Annotated in this window: 16 protein-coding genes; 7 read left to right on the forward strand and 9 right to left on the reverse strand. The window is 65.8% G+C overall.

What is annotated here, in order from left to right; all coding sequences use genetic code 11:
• Nucleotides 1–11: 11 nt before the first annotated feature.
• Genes I3J27_RS13010 through I3J27_RS13050 form a run of 9 tightly spaced genes read right to left on the reverse strand, consistent with a single transcriptional unit; the run spans nt 12 to nt 9,496 of the window.
• Nucleotides 12–989: an ABC transporter permease gene (locus I3J27_RS13010; RefSeq protein WP_270169718.1), complete on the reverse strand. Its 978-nt coding sequence runs from the start codon at nt 987–989 to the stop codon at nt 12–14.
• Nucleotides 986–1,936: an ABC transporter permease gene (locus I3J27_RS13015; protein ID WP_270169720.1), complete on the reverse strand. Its 951-nt coding sequence runs from the start codon at nt 1,934–1,936 to the stop codon at nt 986–988. Before I3J27_RS13015 ends, I3J27_RS13010 begins: the two co-directional genes overlap by 4 nt.
• The gene (locus I3J27_RS13020; RefSeq protein ID WP_270169722.1) at nt 1,929–3,455 is read right to left on the reverse strand and encodes a sugar ABC transporter ATP-binding protein; all 1,527 of its coding nucleotides are present in this window, start codon (nt 3,453–3,455) and stop codon (nt 1,929–1,931) included. Before I3J27_RS13020 ends, I3J27_RS13015 begins: the two co-directional genes overlap by 8 nt.
• The gene (locus I3J27_RS13025; protein WP_270169724.1) at nt 3,452–4,846 is read right to left on the reverse strand and encodes an FAD-linked oxidase C-terminal domain-containing protein; all 1,395 of its coding nucleotides are present in this window, start codon (nt 4,844–4,846) and stop codon (nt 3,452–3,454) included. The genes I3J27_RS13020 and I3J27_RS13025 overlap by 4 nt, the downstream gene beginning before the upstream one ends.
• A gap of 57 nt (nt 4,847–4,903) precedes the next feature.
• Entirely contained in the window at nt 4,904–5,788 is an 885-nt protein-coding gene (locus I3J27_RS13030; protein WP_270169726.1) for an intradiol ring-cleavage dioxygenase, read from the reverse strand.
• A gap of 15 nt (nt 5,789–5,803) precedes the next feature.
• Nucleotides 5,804–6,706, reverse strand: a complete 903-nt coding sequence (locus I3J27_RS13035; RefSeq protein ID WP_270169728.1) for an NAD(P)-dependent oxidoreductase — start codon at nt 6,704–6,706, stop codon at nt 5,804–5,806.
• Nucleotides 6,707–6,727: 21 nt separating this feature from the next.
• Entirely contained in the window at nt 6,728–8,092 is a 1,365-nt protein-coding gene (locus tag I3J27_RS13040) for an amidohydrolase family protein (protein WP_270169730.1), read from the reverse strand.
• 4 nt (nt 8,093–8,096) lie between these two features.
• Nucleotides 8,097–9,176, reverse strand: coding sequence for a maleylacetate reductase (locus I3J27_RS13045; protein WP_270169732.1), 1,080 nt, complete (start codon nt 9,174–9,176; stop codon nt 8,097–8,099).
• Nucleotides 9,173–9,496: a Dabb family protein gene (locus I3J27_RS13050; RefSeq protein WP_270169734.1), complete on the reverse strand. Its 324-nt coding sequence runs from the start codon at nt 9,494–9,496 to the stop codon at nt 9,173–9,175. The genes I3J27_RS13045 and I3J27_RS13050 overlap by 4 nt, the downstream gene beginning before the upstream one ends.
• A gap of 108 nt (nt 9,497–9,604) precedes the next feature.
• On the opposite strand from I3J27_RS13050, the gene I3J27_RS13055 reads away from it, so the two are divergent.
• From I3J27_RS13055 to I3J27_RS13085, 7 genes are all read left to right on the forward strand, one after another.
• The gene (locus I3J27_RS13055) at nt 9,605–10,528 is read left to right on the forward strand and encodes a LysR family transcriptional regulator (protein WP_270169736.1); all 924 of its coding nucleotides are present in this window, start codon (nt 9,605–9,607) and stop codon (nt 10,526–10,528) included.
• A gap of 13 nt (nt 10,529–10,541) precedes the next feature.
• Nucleotides 10,542–11,987, forward strand: coding sequence for a xylulokinase (gene xylB, locus I3J27_RS13060; protein WP_270169738.1), 1,446 nt, complete (start codon nt 10,542–10,544; stop codon nt 11,985–11,987).
• 130 nt (nt 11,988–12,117) lie between these two features.
• Nucleotides 12,118–13,641, forward strand: a complete 1,524-nt coding sequence (locus I3J27_RS13065) for a sugar ABC transporter ATP-binding protein (RefSeq protein WP_270169740.1) — start codon at nt 12,118–12,120, stop codon at nt 13,639–13,641.
• On the forward strand, nt 13,634–14,671 hold the full coding sequence (locus tag I3J27_RS13070) for an ABC transporter permease subunit (RefSeq protein ID WP_270169742.1): 1,038 nt from the start codon (nt 13,634–13,636) through the stop codon (nt 14,669–14,671). The genes I3J27_RS13065 and I3J27_RS13070 overlap by 8 nt, the downstream gene beginning before the upstream one ends.
• Before the next feature lie 182 nt (nt 14,672–14,853).
• Nucleotides 14,854–15,696, forward strand: a complete 843-nt coding sequence (locus I3J27_RS13075; RefSeq protein ID WP_270169744.1) for an ABC transporter substrate-binding protein — start codon at nt 14,854–14,856, stop codon at nt 15,694–15,696.
• A gap of 128 nt (nt 15,697–15,824) precedes the next feature.
• A complete protein-coding gene (locus I3J27_RS13080) occupies nt 15,825–16,292 on the forward strand; it encodes a MarR family winged helix-turn-helix transcriptional regulator (protein ID WP_270169746.1) in 468 nt (155 codons plus the stop codon).
• A 46-nt stretch (nt 16,293–16,338) separates the two neighbouring features.
• Nucleotides 16,339–18,048, forward strand: a complete 1,710-nt coding sequence (locus I3J27_RS13085; RefSeq protein ID WP_270169748.1) for an FAD-dependent oxidoreductase — start codon at nt 16,339–16,341, stop codon at nt 18,046–18,048.
• Nucleotides 18,049–18,072 lie beyond the last annotated feature (24 nt).

The raw sequence follows: 18,072 nt of genomic DNA on the forward strand, positions 1-18,072 counted from the left end.
AACTCTAGAACTCATTGCGCGCGCCGGCGGGTCTTCATGTCGAGCCAGACCGCGAGAATGACGATGATGCCTGTCACCAGCGGCTGCCAGTTGGCGCTGACCGACAAGAGATTCATGCCGTTCAGCACCAGCGTCAGGATCAGCGCGCCGATGAAGGTACCGAACACGGTGCCGACACCACCGAACAGCGAGGTGCCGCCGATCAGCACGGCCGCGATCGCTGGCAGCGTCAGGCTTTCGCCGATGTCGGCCTCGGCCGAGTTCAGCCGCGACAGGAAGATGATCGAGGCAAGCCCCGCCATGGTGCCGGAGACCGCATAGACCAGCAGCAGGCGGCGCGCGACCGGAATGCCGGACAGGCGCGCGGCGACCGGATTGGCGCCGATCGCATAGATCTCCTGGCCCCAGATCGTGCGCTGCGCAAACAACGTTCCGATTCCGAGGAAGACCAGCAGCAGGTAGACCGGGATCGGCAGCCCGAACAAATAGCCGCTGCCGATCTGGCGGAAGCCCGCGGGGAAGCCGTGCAGCGTTTCGCCCGCCATGTACCAGTAAGTCAGGCCGTTCAGCACCCAGAGCATGCCGTAGGTGGCGATGAAGGAGGGGATGCGCAGCGCGGTCACCATCACGCCGTTGAGGAGCCCGACGATGCCGCCGCAGGCAAGCCCGGTGAGGATGCCGAGCGCCGGCGAGCCGGTCTTGTGGATCACGGTGCCGGCGATGCAGGCGGACAGCGCGACATTGGCGCCGACGGAGAGATCGAGACCGGCGGTCAGCACCACCAGCGTCAGGCCGGAGGCGATGAAGAAGGTCAGGCTCGCTTGCCTCAGCACATTGAGGATGTTGCCGAGGCTCAGGAAGGAATCGCTGAGCACGGCGAGCACCGCGCAAATCAGCAGCGCCGCGAGCAGGCGATAGAACACCTGGATCGCATCCTGCGACAGGAACGAGCGGGGCGGCATCATGGCGTCCTTGGTGATGTCGGTCATGCGCGGCTCCTGATGCCGTCGAGGAACAGGGCGACGATGACGAGGACGCCGACGCTTGCGACCTGTACCGAGGACGGCAGTGAGATCAGGTTCAGCCCGTTGCGCAGCACGCCGACCGAGAGGACCCCCAGCACCGTGCCGAGCAGCCAGCCATTGCCGCGCTCGAACGAGGTGCCGCCGACGGCAACGGCCGCGATGGCATCGAATTCGAGGCCGAGGCCGGCGGTGGGATGGCCGGAGTTCATGCGCGCGGTCATCAACAGGCCCGCGATGCCGGCCATGGCGCCGCCGATCGCGTAAACCGCGATCAGCAGCTTGTTCGGCGAGAGGCCGGCATAGCGCAGCGCCTCGCGGTTGCCACCGAGCGCGAAGATATAGGTGCCGAAGCGGGTGTGATAGAGCAGGCCGTGGAAGGCGGCATAGGTGACGAGCGCCATCACGATCGGCACCGGAATGCCGAGCAGCGTCGCCGAATAGATGTCGCGCACGCTATGGGGGATGCCGACCACGCTCTGGCCGTCGCTGACGATCAGCGACAGGCCCTGCGCCATGCCGAGCGTGCCGAGCGTCGCGACGAAGGGCGGGATGCCGAGGATGGCGACCAGCCAGCCATTGGCGATGCCGAAGGCCGCGCCGACCAGCAGACCGGCTCCAAGGCCCAGCAGCATCGAGTGGGTCGCGAGCGACACGATGGCGACGCAGAGCGAGGTCAGCGTCAGCACCGCGCCCATCGACAGGTCCAGCCCCTCGGTCATGATGATCAGGGTCATCGGCAGCGCGAGCATGGTCAGGATGGTCGACTGCACCAGCACGTTGGAGAGGTTGGCGAGCGACAGGAAGCCGGGTGCGATCGTGCTGAAGAGCGCAATCAAGAGCGCCAGCACGATGGCAACGCCCGGAACGCGCTGCAGTGGATTGGATTGGGTAACGACCGCGGCTTCACGCATGATGCATCCCCAGTCGCACGATGTTCTCCTCGGTCAATTCGTTGCGGGTCAGATGCCCGGCGATGCGGCCCTCGCGCATCACATAGGCGCGGTCGCAGACATGGCAGATCTCGACCTGTTCGGACGAGATCATCAGCGCGGCAGCGCCTTCCGCCACCAGCCGGTCGATCAGCGCAAAGATCTCGGACTTGGCGCCGATGTCGATGCCTCGCGTCGGTTCGTCGAAGATGAAGAGTTTTGAGCCGGCCGCGAGCCATTTTCCGATCACGACCTTCTGCTGGTTGCCGCCGGAGAGCAGGCCGACGGTCTGCCGCGCGCTCGGCGTCGCGATGCGGAGCTGCCGGATCAAGCCGTCGGCGGTGCGCTGCGCGCTGCGCTGGTCGAACAGGCCGCTCGGGAACAGCTTTCGCAGCGCCGACACCACGAGATTTTCGCTCACTGAGCGCAACAGCGCGAGACCTTCGCTCTTGCGGCTCTCCGGGATCAGCGCGATGCCGCGGCGCGCGGCCAGATCAGGCTCGCCGGACATGGTCTTGCCGTCGAAGATGATCTCGCCTGACGTCACGGCGTCGGCGCCGAAGATCGCACGCGCGACCTCGCTGCGGCCGGAACCGACCAGGCCGCACAGGCCGACGATCTCGCCCCGGCGCACTTCGATGTTGATGTCGGAGATGCCAGTCGATGAACTCAGGCCCTTTACCTCGAGCAGCAGCTCGCCGGGCTTGTCGGCGAAATTGCGCGGATAGGTCATGTCGACGTTGCGGCCGACCATCATGCGGACGAGCTGGTCCGGCGTGACGTCGGCGGGACGGACGCCGTCGATGCGACGGCCGTCGCGCAGCACCGTGATGCGATCGCCGAGCGCGAACACCTCGGCCATGCGGTGCGAAATGTAGACGATGGAGACACCGTCGGCCTTCAGCCGCGCGATCAGCGCGAACAGCAGCTCGGTCTCGCGGTCGGACAGCGCCGCGGTCGGCTCGTCCATCACGAGGATGCGCGCGTTCTGGCTGATCGCCTTCGCGATCTCCACCATCTGCTGCTGCGCCACCCCTAACTTGTCGACGGTGGTGGAGGGATCGATGTCGAAGCCGATCGTCTCGAGTACGCGCCTGGCGTCGGCCAGGATCTGGCGGCGGTCGATAGTGCCGGGAATGCGGCCCTTCGGCTCACGGCCGAGGAAGATGTTCTGGGCGATGTCGAGATAGGGGACCAGCGAGAATTCCTGGAAGATCACGGCAATGCCGAGCTTCTGCGCATCCGCGGTCGAGTTGATCGCAACCTTGTCGCCCTTGCAATAGAACTCGCCGGCATCGGCGCGGTAGGCGCCGCACAGCACCTTCATCAGGCTCGACTTGCCGGCGCCGTTCTCGCCAAGCAGCATGTGGACCTCGCCGGGAAAGACGGCAAGGGACACGTCATCCAGCGCCTTGACACCCGGAAACTCCTTGCTGATGCCGCGCAGCTCGAGCAGCGGGACAGGCGAGGAGGGCTCAATGGCCAATGCGGCGTTGCTCATGCGTGCGCTCCGCTCGCAAAGATCTTTCCGGGGTTCATCAGGCCGTCGGGATCGAGTGCAGTCTTGATCGATCGCATCACATCGACAGCCTCGCCGAGTTCGTCGGCGAGGTAGTCGATCTTGCCGAGCCCGATGCCGTGCTCGCCGGTGCAGGTGCCGTCCATCGCGATGGCACGGGCGACCATGCGCGCCTGCAGCGCCTTGGCGCCTTCGGCCTCATCCGGCCGGGCGGGGTCGATCAGGATCAGCATGTGGAAATTGCCGTCGCCGACATGGCCGACGATCGGCGCCGTAAAGCCGTGCGCGTCCGCGTCCCGCCGTGTCTCGGTGAGGCATTCCGCCAGCCGCGAGATCGGCACGCAGACATCCGTGATCACGGCGCGTGCGCCGGGCCGCAGGCCCAGACCTGCATAGAGCGTGTTGTCGCGGGCGTGCCAGAGCCGGCTGCGGTCTTCCTGTGCCTTGGCCCAGGCAAAGCCATGGCCGCCATGGTCGGCGGCAATCGCCTGCGCGGCCTCGGCCTGCTCGGCAACGGACGTTTCGGAGCCGTGGAATTCGAAGAACAGGGTAGGCGCCTCGCGATAGCCGAGCTTGGCGTAGGCGTTGATGCCCCGCACCATGACGTCGTCGAGCAGCTCGATGCGGGCCACGGGGATCGCGGACTGGATCACGGAGATCGCGGTGTCGACGGCATTGTGCAGCGTATCGAAGCTGCAGACCGCCGCTGAAATGGCTTGCGGCACCGGATGCACCTTCAGCGTGATCTCGGTGATGATTCCGAGGGTGCCTTCCGCACCGACGAACATCCGTGTCAGATCGTAACCGGCCGCTGACTTGCGCGCGCGCTTCGCGGTGCGGATCACGCGGCCGTCGGCGAGCACCACCTCCAGCGCCATGACATTGTCCTTCATGGTGCCGTAGCGCACCGCCATGGTGCCGGACGCGCGCGTGGACGTCATGCCGCCGATCGAGGCGTCTGCGCCGGGATCGATCGGGAAGAACAGCCCGGTATTGCGCAGCTCCGCATTGAGCTGCTTTCGCGTGATGCCGGGCTGCACCACGACGTCCATGTCGCTGTCATGCACCGCCAGCACCTTGTTCATACGGACGAAGTCGAAGCAGACGCCGCCGGCGACCGCGGCCGCATTGCCTTCGAGCGAGGTCCCGGCGCCGAACGGAACGATCGGCATGTTCGCGCTCGCGCACAGCTTGACGATCTCGACCACCTCCTGCGTCGTCTCGGGAAAGACGACGATGTCGGGCGGTAGGCTCCGGTAATGCGACTCGCTCTGCCCATGCTGATCGAGCACGCCGCGCGCAACGCTCGCGCGCGGGCCGATCATGCCGGTGAGGCGTTCGGCCAATATGCTCGTGCTGACCCGCGGTCCCATCCTGCTCCCCGTCTGCTCCCTGCGACCGGACTCTTGTTGGTCCGGCACCGTTTTAGCTTATGCGGCTCTTGCGTTGGTCGCGAGCTGCTTCAGACCGAAATCGTAGTTGAGATGAAAATACTCGCTGTCCACCATGCGACCATCCGGCGCACGGCCGGCGGGGTGCCTGACGAATTCGCGGATCAGGCTGTCCTTGACGCCGAACACCACGTCGGAGTCGAGATACTGGTCGCCGGCGACGAACACGTGCGTCACGAGCTGCTCGAAGCCGGGCGCCGAGATCATGAAATGCACATGCGCTGGGCGCCAGGGATGGCGGCCCTGCACCTCCAGCATCTCGCCGACCGGACCGTCATGCGGAATCGGATAAGCCGCCGGCTTGATCGACCAGAAATGGAAGCGGCCGTTGGCGTCGGTGTGGAAGCGCGCGCGCATCGCGAGATCGCCGATGTCGTCGAGCTGCTGCACGTCGTAATAGCCGTCATCGTCGGAGTGCCAGACGTCAACGACGGCGCCCGCAAGTGGTTGTCCATCGACCGTCGAGACCGAGCCGGTGACCAGCATCGGATCGCCTTCCATCGGACCCGAGATGACTGCGCCGATCTCCTTCTCCGGCGCGGCCTGGACGAAGAACGGGCCGAGCACCGTGGTCTCGGTCGCGCCTTCCGGCACCGGATGGTTGATCGCATCGACCAGCATGGAGACGCCGAGCGTGTCCGACAGCAGGATGAACTCCTGACGCTTGTCGTCGCACATGTGGCCGGTGCGGGTCAGGAAATCGATGCCGTATTCCCATTCCTTCTGGGTCGGCCGTACCTCGCGGACGAAGGCATGCAGGTGGCGCACCAGCGCTTCGCTGACTTGCTTGATGCGCAGATCGGTTGCGCCCGCGATCCGCTCCAGCACGGCGTCCGTGATGGTGTTTTCGTTGAAATTGCGCATGCGTGTCTCCGCCGATCAGAGTTTCGGTTCACCAAGCCCGGACAGTCGTTCCAGATGCTTGACGGTCGCGATGAAGTCGGCCTCGCCGTTGCCCTGTGCGACCAGCGAGCCGTAGGTCTCCCGCACCTGTGCAGCGAGTTGTAACGGCACGCCGACGGCATGGCCGGCGCCGAGGATCAGGTCGAGATCCTTGGCCATCTGCTTGCAGGAGAAGGTGGACTCGAAATCGCGCGTCCGTAGCGGCGCGGTCTTGTACTTCACCATCGGCGAAGCCACCGCACTGTCGTCGAGCACCTTCAAAATGTCCTGCCAGGCGATGCCGCCCTTGCGTGCCAGCGCCAGGCTCTCCGCCATCATCGCGGCCGACACCGCGATCATCAGATTGACCGAGAGTTTTGCGTAGCGCGCTTCCTCGGCCGGTCCGAGATAGGTCTGCGCGCGGGTGAAGGATGCGAATAGCGGCCTTGCGTCCTCGAAGGCTTCCTTCGGACCCGAGACGAAGCAGGTCAGGGCGCCGGTGTGGACGATGCTGGCATTGCCGGAGACCGGCGAGCGCAGATAGGCAATGCCGCGGGCCTGCGCCGCGGCGTCGACTTCAGTTGAGGCCTCGACGCTCACGGTGCTGGTCTCGATCAAGACAGCGCCGGGCGCCATCGCACCGATGATGCCGGTGGGACCGAGCAACGCGCCGCGCAGGGCGGCGTCATCGGGCAGGGACGTGACGATCGCCGCCTTGCCGCTGACGGCGTCGGTTGGCGAAGCGGCAATCGTGATGCCTTGCGCGCGCGCCTCGGCAAGCCGCGCGGCGCTCTGATCAAATGCGGTCACGGCGTAGTCGGCCTTGGCGACGAGCACAGACATCGGCAGACCCATCTTGCCGATCCCGATGAAAGCGACAGTCTTTGAAGCGTCAGTCATTGTTGTTGTCCATTGACGCCTTCAGGCGGCGCGTCCCTGTCGTTCGATGTCCTGCACCAGCCGCCGGCCGGATTGCGTCAGCAGCTCCTTCTTCGTCTCCAGCCCCTCGACCAGCAGGCGGCCGTTCTGCTTCTTCCAGGCGCCGCCGATCATCACGGCCTCGATGTTGGCGAGGCTCGTCTGCATCATCACGGTGGCGACGGGATCGTGCACCGGGAAGAGGTTGAGATCGGAGGCGCTGATGATGACGAGGTCGGCGAGCTTACCTGGCGTCAGCGATCCGATCTGGTGCTCGCGGCCGAGCATGCGGGCGCCTTCCGTCGTGATCCAGCGCAGCGCCTCGCGGACGGGAATCGTGGTCGTCGCCGGAATGGTGCCGCTGGTCTTGCGCGACTCCGCATTGTCGAGCGCCCGCTGCATCGACAGTGCGACGCGCGCGGCGGAGAAGAGGTCGCCGGAGAGTATGGATTCGAGATCGATGCCGATCGTCGGCCGCACGCCGCGCTTGAGCAGGCGCCCGGTGATCGGAAAGCCGTGGCCCTGGATCATCTCGTTCTCGGGCGTCACCGAGAAGGACACGCCGAGCTCGACCATCCGGTCGAGGAGATCGTCGGGCAGATCGTTGCCATGGACGATGTTGATGCCGGCGCCGACCAGGCCCGCCGCGATCAGCTTGTCCCAGCCGCCGGGCGTCTTGGCCGGACCGCCGCCCTGATGCATCGAGGCGATCAGCTTGAGCTCGTGCGCCATGCGAAAATCATGCGCGGCGACATCGAGCGTCGAATAATGCGGGCCGAGGATCGCAAGCCCCAGCGTTACGAGGCCGTCGCGGTCGGCGAGGGGGCCGGCCAGCAGCCGCTCGACCTCGCGGCGCGGATGCGGGATCTCCGAGAAATGCGGCTCGCCGGGCTTCGGCTCCGGTTTCGGCGAGCCATGGAAGAAGGCGGCGCGGATGCCGCTCTCGATCAGGCCGCGCACGGCGGCGTCGGTATGGTCGGGTGTCGGATTGTTGTGGCACCAGTCGACCAGCGTGGTGGTGCCGCAATTGATCTGGTTCAGCGCGCCGACCAGCGTCGCGATATGGATGTCCTCGGGCCGGAACACGGTCGCGAGCCCGGAGTGCATGCGGCGGAAATATTCCAGCAGCGTCCAGTTCGCGGCAAAGCCGCGCAAGCCCGTCTGCCAGGTGTGCATGTGTGCGTTGATCAGGCCCGGGATGATGATGCGCCCCGTGCCGTCGACGATCTCCGTGTCGGCCGCGACGTCGATCGATGGCCGCACGCTGGCGATGCGGTTGCCCTCGACCAGCAAATCGCCGGTCGCGAGATCGCCGATCGCCTCATCCATGCTGATGATCGTCGCGGATTTGATCAGCGTGCGCCGCATTGCTTCAAGCCGCCGCTTTGATGGTAACAGGCGGCTCGCCGGCGAAGGCGCGCGCGATCAGGTCACGGATGGCATTGCGCTCCAGCGGACGCGGATTCCAGTAGGCGTTGGTGACGGCAAGATCGGCCGCCTTGTCGATGCCGCTTTCGGGCATGCCGACATCGCGCAATGCCAGCTTCGCACCCAGCTGCTTCGCGAGGTCGTAGAGCCCTCGCGAGGCATCAGCCGCGCCGATCGCACGCGCGATGCGCGCCATCGCGTCCGGCACTGCAGGCGCGTTGTAGGCGAGCGCATGCGGCAGCACGATGGTATGGGTTTCGGCATGCGGAAGGTCGAAAGTGCCGCCGAGCGTGTGGCAGAGCTTGTGATGCAGCGCCATGCCGACGGTGCCGAGGCAGACGCCGCACAGCCAGGCGCCATAGAGCGCTTCGGTGCGGGCCTCGCGATCGTCGCTTTTCGCGGCGATGGCGGGCAGGGCGCGTGCCAGTGCGCGGATGCCTTCCTCCGCCATCAGCGACGTCACGGGATTGGTGTCGCGTGCGTAGAGCGCCTCGACCGCGTGGGCAATCGCGTTGATGCCGGAGGTCGCAGCAAGGCTCGCCGGCAGCGTCAAGGTGAGGTCGACATCGTAGATCACGGTCTCGGGTAATATCGCCGCGTCGCGCACCGTGGTCTTGAGGCCATTCTCGGTCTGGCCGACGATCGGCGTCATCTCCGAGCCGGCATAGGTAGTGGGAATGCAGAGCTGGTTGATTCCGGTGCGGAGTGCGAGCGCCTTGCCAAGGCCGGTGGTCGAGCCGCCGCCGAGCGAGACGACGCAGTCGGCTTCGCACGCCTTCATGGCGGCGAGCGCGCGGTCCGTCACGTCGACCGGCGTGTGCATGGTTGCGCCAGAAAAGAGGCCGGCATAGAGCGGGCCGAGCGCCGTCCCCAGGCTCTTGCCCTGCGCCTCCTGCTGCGGCGTGGTCAGCACCAATGCGCGCTTGCCGCCGAGCCGCTCCACCTCGGCCTTGGCATGAGCCAGCGTTCCGCTGCCGAATACGACGCGGCAGGGCAGGTTTTCAAAGGTGAACGAACCGATCATGCGCCGGTCTCTTTCACGGGATAATCGACCTGGAAGCGCCCGATCCGCAAGTCGCCCAGCGCCTCGCGGACGCGCAAATGTTCGGGGTGGTTGGCATAGGCGCTGAGCGCCGCCTGGTCGGTGAATTCGGAGAACAGGACGACGTCGCAGGCGTAGTCGACAGCGCTGACGTCGACGCCGACCTCGATATGGGTGAGGCCGTCGATGCGGCCCTTGAGGCCCTCGAACAGGGTCTTGACCTTCAGCCGGGCGGCGGAGCGCTCCTCGGGGGTCTCCCCGCGCAGCCGCCACATCACGATGTGCCTGATCGGGCCCGACATTTCCTGATTTCCTCGCCTGCTATCTTGCTTGTGTTGGGGGCATTTTGCCTTGCGGGATACGGAAATAAAGGCCAATAATCGTAAGTCTCTTTTTCTAAAAGTGGAAAAATGGATCGCTTGCTGCAACTGGAGGTGTTCTCCAAGACGGCCGAGCTCGGCAGCCTGTCCAAAGCCGCCGAAGCCTTGCGCATGTCGAACGCGGCGGCGAGCCGCCATCTCAGCGCGCTCGAGGAGCGGCTTGCGGTCCGGCTGATCGAGCGCAACACCCGCCGCTTGTGGCTGACGGAGGCGGGGCAGGAACTCCTTGAACGTGCCAGCAGGGTCCTGAACGAACTGGCGGAGGCCGAGGACGTCGTCAGCGATCGCGCGCTGTCGCCGCAGGGCACGCTGCGGGTCACGAGCTCGCTCTCCTTTGCGGTGATCTATCTGGCGCCGATGCTGCCGGCCTTCCGCGCGCGCTATCCCAAGCTCAACATGCAGATCACCACCGCCAACCGGTATCCCGATTTCATCGAGGCGGGGATCGACGTGGCGATCCGAACGCGCGAGCAGGAGCCGGATTCGAACATCATCGTTCGCCGCATCGGCCAGATGCGGCGCGTGCTTGCGGCCGCGCCCTCCTATCTCGCAAACGCTGGCGCGCCGGAACAGCCTGCCGATCTCGCCCGCCACAACATGCTGGTCTACAATCTTGCGAACGATCCCTATTCGCTGCGCCTGCGCAAAGGCCATGGCGCACAGACCGTCCGGATCACGCCGACGCTCGACAGCAATGACGGCCAGGTCATCCGTGGCGCGGCACTGGCGGGCCTCGGCATCCTCATCCAGCCGCTCTATATCGTCCAGAGCGATATCGCGGCGGGCCGTCTGGTCCCGGTCCTGATGGAGTGGGAGCTGCCGCTGCTCACCATGAACGTCGCCTACCAGAACCGCGCCGGACTGCCCGCCAAGATCAGGGTGTTTTCCGACTTCCTGGTCAGCTACATCCGCGAGCATTCGGAGCCGGGGATCTGGATCGACGCGGCTAAATGAGCGGGAAGCCTCCATGTATCTCGGCATCGATCTCGGCACCTCGGCGGTCAAGACCGTTCTCGTCGACGCTTCCCAGCGCGTGATTGCAAGCGAGAGCCGGCCGCTCGCGACCGCCTCGCCGCAATCAGGCTATTCCGAGCAGGACCCCGCGCAGTGGATCGATGCGACCTTTGCTACGCTGGATGCCTTGAAGACGACGCATCCCGGCGCGTTGGCGGCAGTCGAAGGCATTGGACTGTCCGGCCAGATGCATGGCGCCACGCTGCTCGATGCGAGCTTGAGGCCGCTGCGGCCCTGCATCCTCTGGAACGACGGGCGCTCCGCCGCGGAGTGCCGCATGCTGGAGCAGCGCTGGCCCGCCTTGCGTGCGATCACGGGCAACAAGGCGATGCCGGGATTCACCGCGCCAAAACTGCTCTGGATCGCGGCGCACGAGCCTGAAATTTTTGCGGCGACCAAACTCGTCCTGCTTCCAAAAGCCTATTTGCGCCTGGTGCTATCGGGCGAGGCCGTCGAGGACGTCTCGGATGCATCGGGATCGCTGTGGCTCGACGCCGCGCGCCGCGACTGGTCGGACGCAGCCCTCGCCGCGACCGGCCTGTCGCGCGATCACATGCCGCGTCTGGTCGAGGGATGCGCGCCGGCAACGACACTGCGCGGCGAGCTCGCGCAGCGCTGGGGGATGACCAGGCGACCGGTGATCGCGGGCGGTGCCGGCGACAATCCGGCGGGCGCCGTCGGCATCGGCGCGATCCGGCCGGGAACCGCGTTTGTGTCGCTGGGAACCTCGGGTGCCTTGCTGGCGCCGACCGACAGCATTGCCGCCAACCCCGATCGCGTCGTGCACACGTTCTGCCACGCCGTTCCCGGCATGTGGATCCAGGCCGGTGCGATCCTCTCGGCCGCCTCCTGCCTGGCCTGGGCCGCGCGCCTGTTCGGCATCACCGAAGCCGAATTGCTGTCGCCGCTTGGATCGCGCCCGCAGGCACCGTCGCCCGTGAGCTTCTTGCCCTACCTCGCGGGCGAGCGGACGCCGCACGACGATCCCTTCGTGCGCGGCATGCTCGACGGTTTGAGCCATGGCACCGATCGCGGGACCATTGTGCAGGCGGTGCTCGAGGGCGTTGCCTTCGCGCTTGCCGATTGCCGCGACGCGCTCGCGGATGCCGGCATCGCGATTGCCGAGGCCGATGTCATCGGCGGTGGTTCACGCTCCGGGTTCTGGCTCGCGGTGCTGGCAAACGTGCTGAATGTTCCGATCCATCGCTTTGCCGGGGGCGAGACCGGCGCGGCGTTCGGTGCGGCGAGATTGGGGCGGCTTGCTGTCACCGGTGAGGCGGTCGCCGCCGTGTGCACGCGGCCGCAGCGCATCGAGACGTTCGAACCTGACGCAGGGCTGACCGATGCTTATGCCGAACGGCTTCCAGCGTGGCGCGAACTGTATCGGCCGCGCCACTAGCATCGCCCCTGTGTTGCATTCCCGCGTGTTCGGTATTGCTCTGTGCGTCGGCGTTTTGTTTAATGCGTGAACCGCGCTGACAAGAACATCGAGACGCGGGTAGGAAACGCATTGTGCGTCGGGAGGCACGATGAACGATCCGATCCTCGAGATGCGTGGGGTCTCAAAATCCTTCTTTGGCATCAAGGCGCTGCGTGCCGTCGATCTCACCGTCTATGCCGGCGAAATTCATGCCCTGATGGGTGAGAACGGCGCCGGCAAGTCGACGCTGATGAAGATCCTGTCCGGCGCCTACAGGCCCGATCCCGGCGGCGAAATCCGCATCGAAGGACACCCGGTACGGATCGAAGGTCCGCTCGGCGGGCGCACGGCGGGCATCGCCATCATCTACCAGGAGCTGTCGCTGGCTCCCAATCTCAGTGTCGCCGAGAATATCTATCTCGGCCGGGAAATGTCGCGTGCAGGTTTGCTGGCGCGCGGCGAAATGCGCGAGGGCGTCGGCCCGATCCTGAAACGGCTGGGCGCGGACTTCCTGCCATCGACGCTGGTGGCGCATCTCTCCATGGGCCAGCGGCAACTGGTCGAGATCGCGCGTGCGCTGCACGCGAGATCAAAGATCCTGATCATGGATGAGCCGACCACCGCGTTGTCGGCCGGCGAGAGCGCGCGGCTGTTCGCGCTGATCCGCCAGCTTCGCGCCGAGGGGCTTGCCATCATCTACATCTCGCATCGCATGGACGAGGTCTATGCGCTCGGCGACCGCGTCACCGTGCTGCGCGACGGCCGGCTGGTCGGCTCGCTCGACAAAGAGGACATCCGCGCCGACACCATCGTTCGGCTGATGGTCGGGCGTGACGTCTCCTCGTTCTACAAGAAGGATCATGATCCGGAGGCAGGGCGGGGGCATCCCGTGCTCGCCGCGATCGACATGGCCGATGGCCAGCGCGTCGAGGGTTGCTCGCTGACCGTGCATGCGGGCGAGGTGGTCGGCCTCGCCGGCCTGATCGGCGCCGGTCGCACCGAGCTCGCGCATCTCATCATCGGCGCGTCGCCCAGAACCTCCGGTCGGCTCGAGCTGGAGGGACGTCCGGTCGAGATCCGCACGCCCGGCGAGGCGCTCGAGGCCGGGATCGCCTATCTGACCGAGGACCGCAAGGCGCTCGGCCTGTTCCTGGACATGTCTTGCCAGGACAACATCAACCTCGCGGTGCTCGGCCGCGATGCGAAGCTCGGCTGGTTCCTGGATCGCGACAAGGCGCGCGAGCGCGCTGACAGAGCCTTCGCAGGCCTCAGCATCCGCGCCGCCACCGTCGGCGTTCCCGCCGGTGGCCTGTCCGGCGGCAACCAGCAGAAGGTGCTGCTATCGCGGCTTCTCGCCATTGCGCCGAAGGTCCTGATCCTCGACGAGCCGACGCGCGGCGTGGACGTCGGCGCCAAGTCCGAGATCTATTCGATCATCGACAATCTGGCCAAGGCCGGCACTGCGATCCTCGTCATCTCGTCCGATCTGCCCGAGATCATCGGCATCTGCGACCGCGTCGTCGTCATGCGGGCAGGGCATATCGCCGGCGAAATCGAGCGTGGCGCGACCTCGCCCTTGAACCAGGAAGACATCATGGCACTCGCCACGGGGATGGAGCAACTCGATGCATGACAGCCCTCCGAAGGCGGACACGGCCGGCGCCGCGGGCCTCGCGGCCGCGCAAGAGACGAAGCGCCAGCGCATCAGGCTGCTGATCAGCGCGCTCGGCATGCTGCCGGTGTTGTTGATCCTGTGCGGCGGCTTCCATTTTCTGTCCGAGGGCCGCTTCTTCACCGGACAAAATCTCGGTATCGTGTTGCAGCAGGCCGCCGTGAACACCGTGCTCGCCGCAGGCATGACCTTCGTCATCCTCACCGGCGGCATCGACCTCTCGGTCGGCTCGATCCTGGCGGCCTCCGCGATGGCCGGGTTGACGCTCTCCAAGCTGCCCGAGCTCGGGATGTTGTGGCTGCCGGCCGCGCTGCTCACCGGCCTTGGCTTCGGCATCGTCAACGGCGCGCTGATTGCGCTCCTCCGCCTGCCGCCTTTCATCGTCACGCTCGGCTCTCTCACCGCCGTCCGCGGCCTGGCGCGACTGCTCGGGGCCGACACCACCGTGTTCAATCCTTCCATTCCCTATGCCTTCATCGGCAACGGCTCGCTGACGCTTATTCCCGGCGTCGCGTCGATTCCCTGGCTCTCGGTGATCGCCTTGCTCGTCATCCTCGTCTCGTGGCTGGTGCTGCGCCGGACCGTGCTCGGCGTGCACATCTATGCGGTCGGCGGCAATGAAAGCGCGGCGCGGCTTGCCGGCATCAAGGTCTGGGCCGTGCTGATCTTCGTCTACGGTGTTTCAGGGCTGTTCGCCGGCCTCGGCGGCGCCATGCAGGCAGCGCGGCTCTATGCGGCCAACGGCCTCCAGCTCGGCCAGTCCTACGAGCTCGATGCGATCACCGCCGTGATCCTCGGCGGCACCTCGTTCGTCGGCGGCATCGGCTCGATCTGGGGCACGCTGGTCGGCGCGCTGATCATTGCCGTCCTGTCGAACGGCCTCATTCTCGTCGGTGTCTCCGATATCTGGCAATATGTGATCAAGGGTCTGGTGATCATCGGCGCTGTGGCGCTCGACCGTTACCGGCTGCAAGGCTCCGCCAGAACCTGAGAGGCTCGGCGCACATGGCTTCCGTTGCGGCAACTGGTCTGCCGTGCCGGGGATGAAGACAGACCAGGGAGGAAGTCCATGTTGAAGACGATCACGCTCGCGGCGCCGCGACGGCGCTTGCCCTAAGCAGCACGCCGTCCTTCGCCAAGGAGCTCAAATCGATCGGCGTCTCGCTCGGTTCGATGGGCAACCCGTTCTTCGTCGCGTTGGCGAAAGGCGCCGAGTTCGAGGCGAAGAAGACCAATCCCAATGTGAAGATCACGGCGGTCGGCTTCGAATACGACCTCGGCAAGCAGGTCACCCAGATCGACAATTTCATCGCCGCCGGCGTCGACCTGATCCTGTTGAACCCCGGCGACCCCAAGGCGATCGGGCCGGCGATCAAGAAGGCGCAGGCGGCCGGTGTCGTCGTCGTCGCGGTCGACACAGCGGCCGAAGGCGCCGATGCCACCGTGACCACGAACAACGTGCAGGCCGGCGAGATCTCCTGCCAATACATCGTCGACAAGTTGGGAGGAAAGGGGGACGTCGTCATCGAGAACGGGCCGCAGGTCTCCGCCGTGATCGACCGCGTCGTCGGCTGCAAGAACGTGTTCTCGAAGAATCCCGGCATCAAGGTGTTGTCCAGCGACCAGGACGGCAAGGGCTCGCGCGAGGGCGGCCTCACCGTTGCGCAGGGCTATCTGACCCGCTTTCCCAAGATCGATGCGATCTTCGCCATCAACGATCCGCAGGCGATCGGCACCGACCTTGCGGCGCGCCAGCAAAACCGCAGCGGCATTGTCATCACCGCGGTGGACGGTGCGCCCGACATCGAGGCTGCGCTGAAGGATCCGCAGTCGCCGCAGATCCAGGCTTCCGCTTCGCAGGACCCGTTCTTCATGGCGCGGCGGGCCGTGCAGGTGGGTGTCGGCATTCTCAATGGTCAGAAACCGGCCTCGACCGTCGAGCTCCTGCCGTCGAAGCTCGTCACCAGGGACAATATCGCCGAGTACAAGGGCTGGACCTCGGATCGTTCTCAGTAGAACGCCGCCCTCGGCCGGGAGCGCTCGACATACGAGATGACGGGCGGCGTTTTGACCTACGCCGCCCCGCCCAGCCTCTTGTGCTAGCTTTGCACGATCTCGATTGATCGAATCGGAAAACAGATCTCGTGAAAGCCAGGACATCCGGCACCGCGTGGCGGCATGCCAATATCGGTCGCCTGCTCAACAACGCGGTGCGGCGCTTCGAAGGCCGTGTGCTCGAGCTGATGAGCGGGAAGGGGCATGACGAGACGCGGATCGCGCATGTCGGCCTCACCCGTAATCTCGACGTGGAGGGGACGAGGCTCACGGAGCTTGCCCGCCGCGCCTCCATGAGCAAGCAAGCGATGGGCGAGCTGGTCGATCAATGCGCCGAGCTCGGTCTCGTCGACCGCATCGCCGATCCGACCGACCGGCGCGCGCGCATCGTCATGTTCACGCCGGCCGGGCGCAAATGGCTGGATGCGTTCCGCGATGCTGTCGACGTCGCCGAGCAGGAGATGCGTGCCGAGCTCGGCAAGGCCACGATGGATGCGATCGTGAAGGGGCTGGCGGTCTACGGCGAGAGGTTCGACACGCTCGACGATCCGGATTAGTCAGGTTACTTGACGGTATAGTCAGGCGACCTTACCATGCAGGATAATGCTGGTAGGGAGAACTGTCTTGGAAACACGTTTGACGGCCTCGGTGCTCATCGTGGGCGGGGGGCCATGCGGGCTGATGCTGGCCAACGAGCTCGGTCGCCGTGGCGTGTCCGCGATCCTGGTCGATGAAAAGCCGGGCACCGCCTTCAATCCGCAGGCCAATGCGACGCAGGCGCGCTCGATGGAGCACTATCGACGGCTGGGTTTTGCCGACGAGATCAGACGCGAAGGTCTGCCTGCCGATTATCCGACCGATGTTGCTTACTTCACGCGCTATACCGGTTATGAGCTGGCGCGGTTTGCATTGCCGTCATCGTCGCGCGCGGGGGAACTGATCCGGGGCATGTCGGGCTCCTGGAGCGCAGCGGAGTTGCCGCATCGGGTCTCGCAAAAATATGTCGAGGCGGTGCTGCGCCGGCACGCCGAGCGACTTCCCGGAATTCAGCTCTCCTATGGTCATCGTCTCGTCGGCTACGTCGAAAGCGACGACGGCATCATCGGCGAGATCGAATGTCTCGATGACAATAGCCGATTTCAGGTTGAGGCCGACTTCCTGGTCGGGGCGGACGGGCCGCGCTCGATGGTCCGGCAATCGCTCGGGATCGTCTATGGCGGCGAGACCGGGACGCAGCGCGATTTCATGGGCGGCCGCATGCTGGCCGTCTATCTCCGTGCGCCTGAGTTCTACGCGAGCATCCCGCATGCCAGGGCGTGGATGTACAATTGCTTCAACGGCGACCGCCGCGCGTTCATGGCCTCCGTGAACGGGCGTGACGAATTCGCGTTTCACACGCAGCTCCGGCCGGGCGAGGACGAAAATGCGATCACGGTCAACGAGGCCAAGGCCGCGTTCCAGCGTGCCTGTAACGCGCCGATCGCATGCGAGGTGTTGTCGTTCCTGACATGGACCGCCGGTCACGCGCTGGTTGCGGACGGGATGCAGCGGGGCAGGGTATTCCTCGGCGGCGACGCGGCGCATCTGTTCACGCCGACCGGCGGGCTCGGCTACAACACTGCGATCGAGGATGCGGTCAATCTCGGCTGGAAGCTCGCAAGCGTCGTCAAGGGTGCGAGCCCGGCGACGCTGCTCGACAGCTACGAGGTCGAGCGGCGTCCGGTGGCGCTGCGCAACACCGATTACGCGCGGCGCTTTGCCGACTCCCTCGGTCTGTTCGCGCCCGCGCCGGAGATCGAGGACGCTACCGACGAGGGCGGCGAGGCGCGGCGGATCGCCGGCATTTATCTCGAGCAGCACGCCCGCGCCGAATTCAACATCCCCGGCGTCACTTTCGGCGGACGCTACGACGGCTCGCCCATCATCGTCTCCGACGGCAGCCAGCCGCCGCCCGACGCTGCGAATGTCTACATTCCGAGCGCTTGTCCCGGCGGCCGCGCACCGCATGCGTGGCTGGACGACAGCGTGTCCTTGTACGATTTGTTCGGATTCGAATGGACGCTGCTCCAGTTCGGCGAGGTCGCCGCAGCTCACGCCGCGGTCGCTGATGCCGTCCGCACGCTCGGGGTCGACGTGAAGCTTGTCACGCTGCCGGAATTGTTGCGCGGTCTCTATGAGGCGGACCTCGCGCTGATACGTCCCGACCAGATCGTGGCCTGGCGCGGCAGTGCATCGCAGGCCGGAACGATCGGACACGTCCTGGCCCGTGCGCTCGGACACGATGCGGGCGACGGCGCGCGGCTGGCAGGCTGATCGATTCCCATCGCCGCATCCAAA

This window comes from Bradyrhizobium xenonodulans (genome assembly GCF_027594865.1).
Classification (GTDB): domain Bacteria; phylum Pseudomonadota; class Alphaproteobacteria; order Rhizobiales; family Xanthobacteraceae; genus Bradyrhizobium; species Bradyrhizobium xenonodulans.

What these genes read in the sequence shown, in the direction of transcription:
- I3J27_RS13030 (WP_270169726.1), bottom strand. Translation starts at nt 5,788, where the DNA reads ATGCGCAATTTCAACGAAAACACCATCACGGACGCCGTGCTGGAGCGG.
- xylB (WP_270169738.1), top strand. Translation starts at nt 10,542, where the DNA reads ATGTATCTCGGCATCGATCTCGGCACCTCGGCGGTCAAGACCGTTCTC.
- I3J27_RS13040 (WP_270169730.1), bottom strand. Translation starts at nt 8,092, where the DNA reads ATGCGGCGCACGCTGATCAAATCCGCGACGATCATCAGCATGGATGAG.
- I3J27_RS13055 (WP_270169736.1), top strand. Translation starts at nt 9,605, where the DNA reads ATGGATCGCTTGCTGCAACTGGAGGTGTTCTCCAAGACGGCCGAGCTC.
- I3J27_RS13025 (WP_270169724.1), bottom strand. Translation starts at nt 4,846, where the DNA reads ATGGGACCGCGGGTCAGCACGAGCATATTGGCCGAACGCCTCACCGGC.
- I3J27_RS13010 (WP_270169718.1), bottom strand. Translation starts at nt 989, where the DNA reads ATGACCGACATCACCAAGGACGCCATGATGCCGCCCCGCTCGTTCCTG.
- I3J27_RS13085 (WP_270169748.1), top strand. Translation starts at nt 16,339, where the DNA reads ATGCTGGTAGGGAGAACTGTCTTGGAAACACGTTTGACGGCCTCGGTG.
- I3J27_RS13045 (WP_270169732.1), bottom strand. Translation starts at nt 9,176, where the DNA reads ATGATCGGTTCGTTCACCTTTGAAAACCTGCCCTGCCGCGTCGTATTC.
- I3J27_RS13070 (WP_270169742.1), top strand. Translation starts at nt 13,634, where the DNA reads ATGCATGACAGCCCTCCGAAGGCGGACACGGCCGGCGCCGCGGGCCTC.
- I3J27_RS13020 (WP_270169722.1), bottom strand. Translation starts at nt 3,455, where the DNA reads ATGAGCAACGCCGCATTGGCCATTGAGCCCTCCTCGCCTGTCCCGCTG.
- I3J27_RS13035 (WP_270169728.1), bottom strand. Translation starts at nt 6,706, where the DNA reads ATGACTGACGCTTCAAAGACTGTCGCTTTCATCGGGATCGGCAAGATG.
- I3J27_RS13015 (WP_270169720.1), bottom strand. Translation starts at nt 1,936, where the DNA reads ATGCGTGAAGCCGCGGTCGTTACCCAATCCAATCCACTGCAGCGCGTT.
- I3J27_RS13075 (WP_270169744.1), top strand. Translation starts at nt 14,854, where the DNA reads ATGGGCAACCCGTTCTTCGTCGCGTTGGCGAAAGGCGCCGAGTTCGAG.
- I3J27_RS13065 (WP_270169740.1), top strand. Translation starts at nt 12,118, where the DNA reads ATGAACGATCCGATCCTCGAGATGCGTGGGGTCTCAAAATCCTTCTTT.
- I3J27_RS13050 (WP_270169734.1), bottom strand. Translation starts at nt 9,496, where the DNA reads ATGTCGGGCCCGATCAGGCACATCGTGATGTGGCGGCTGCGCGGGGAG.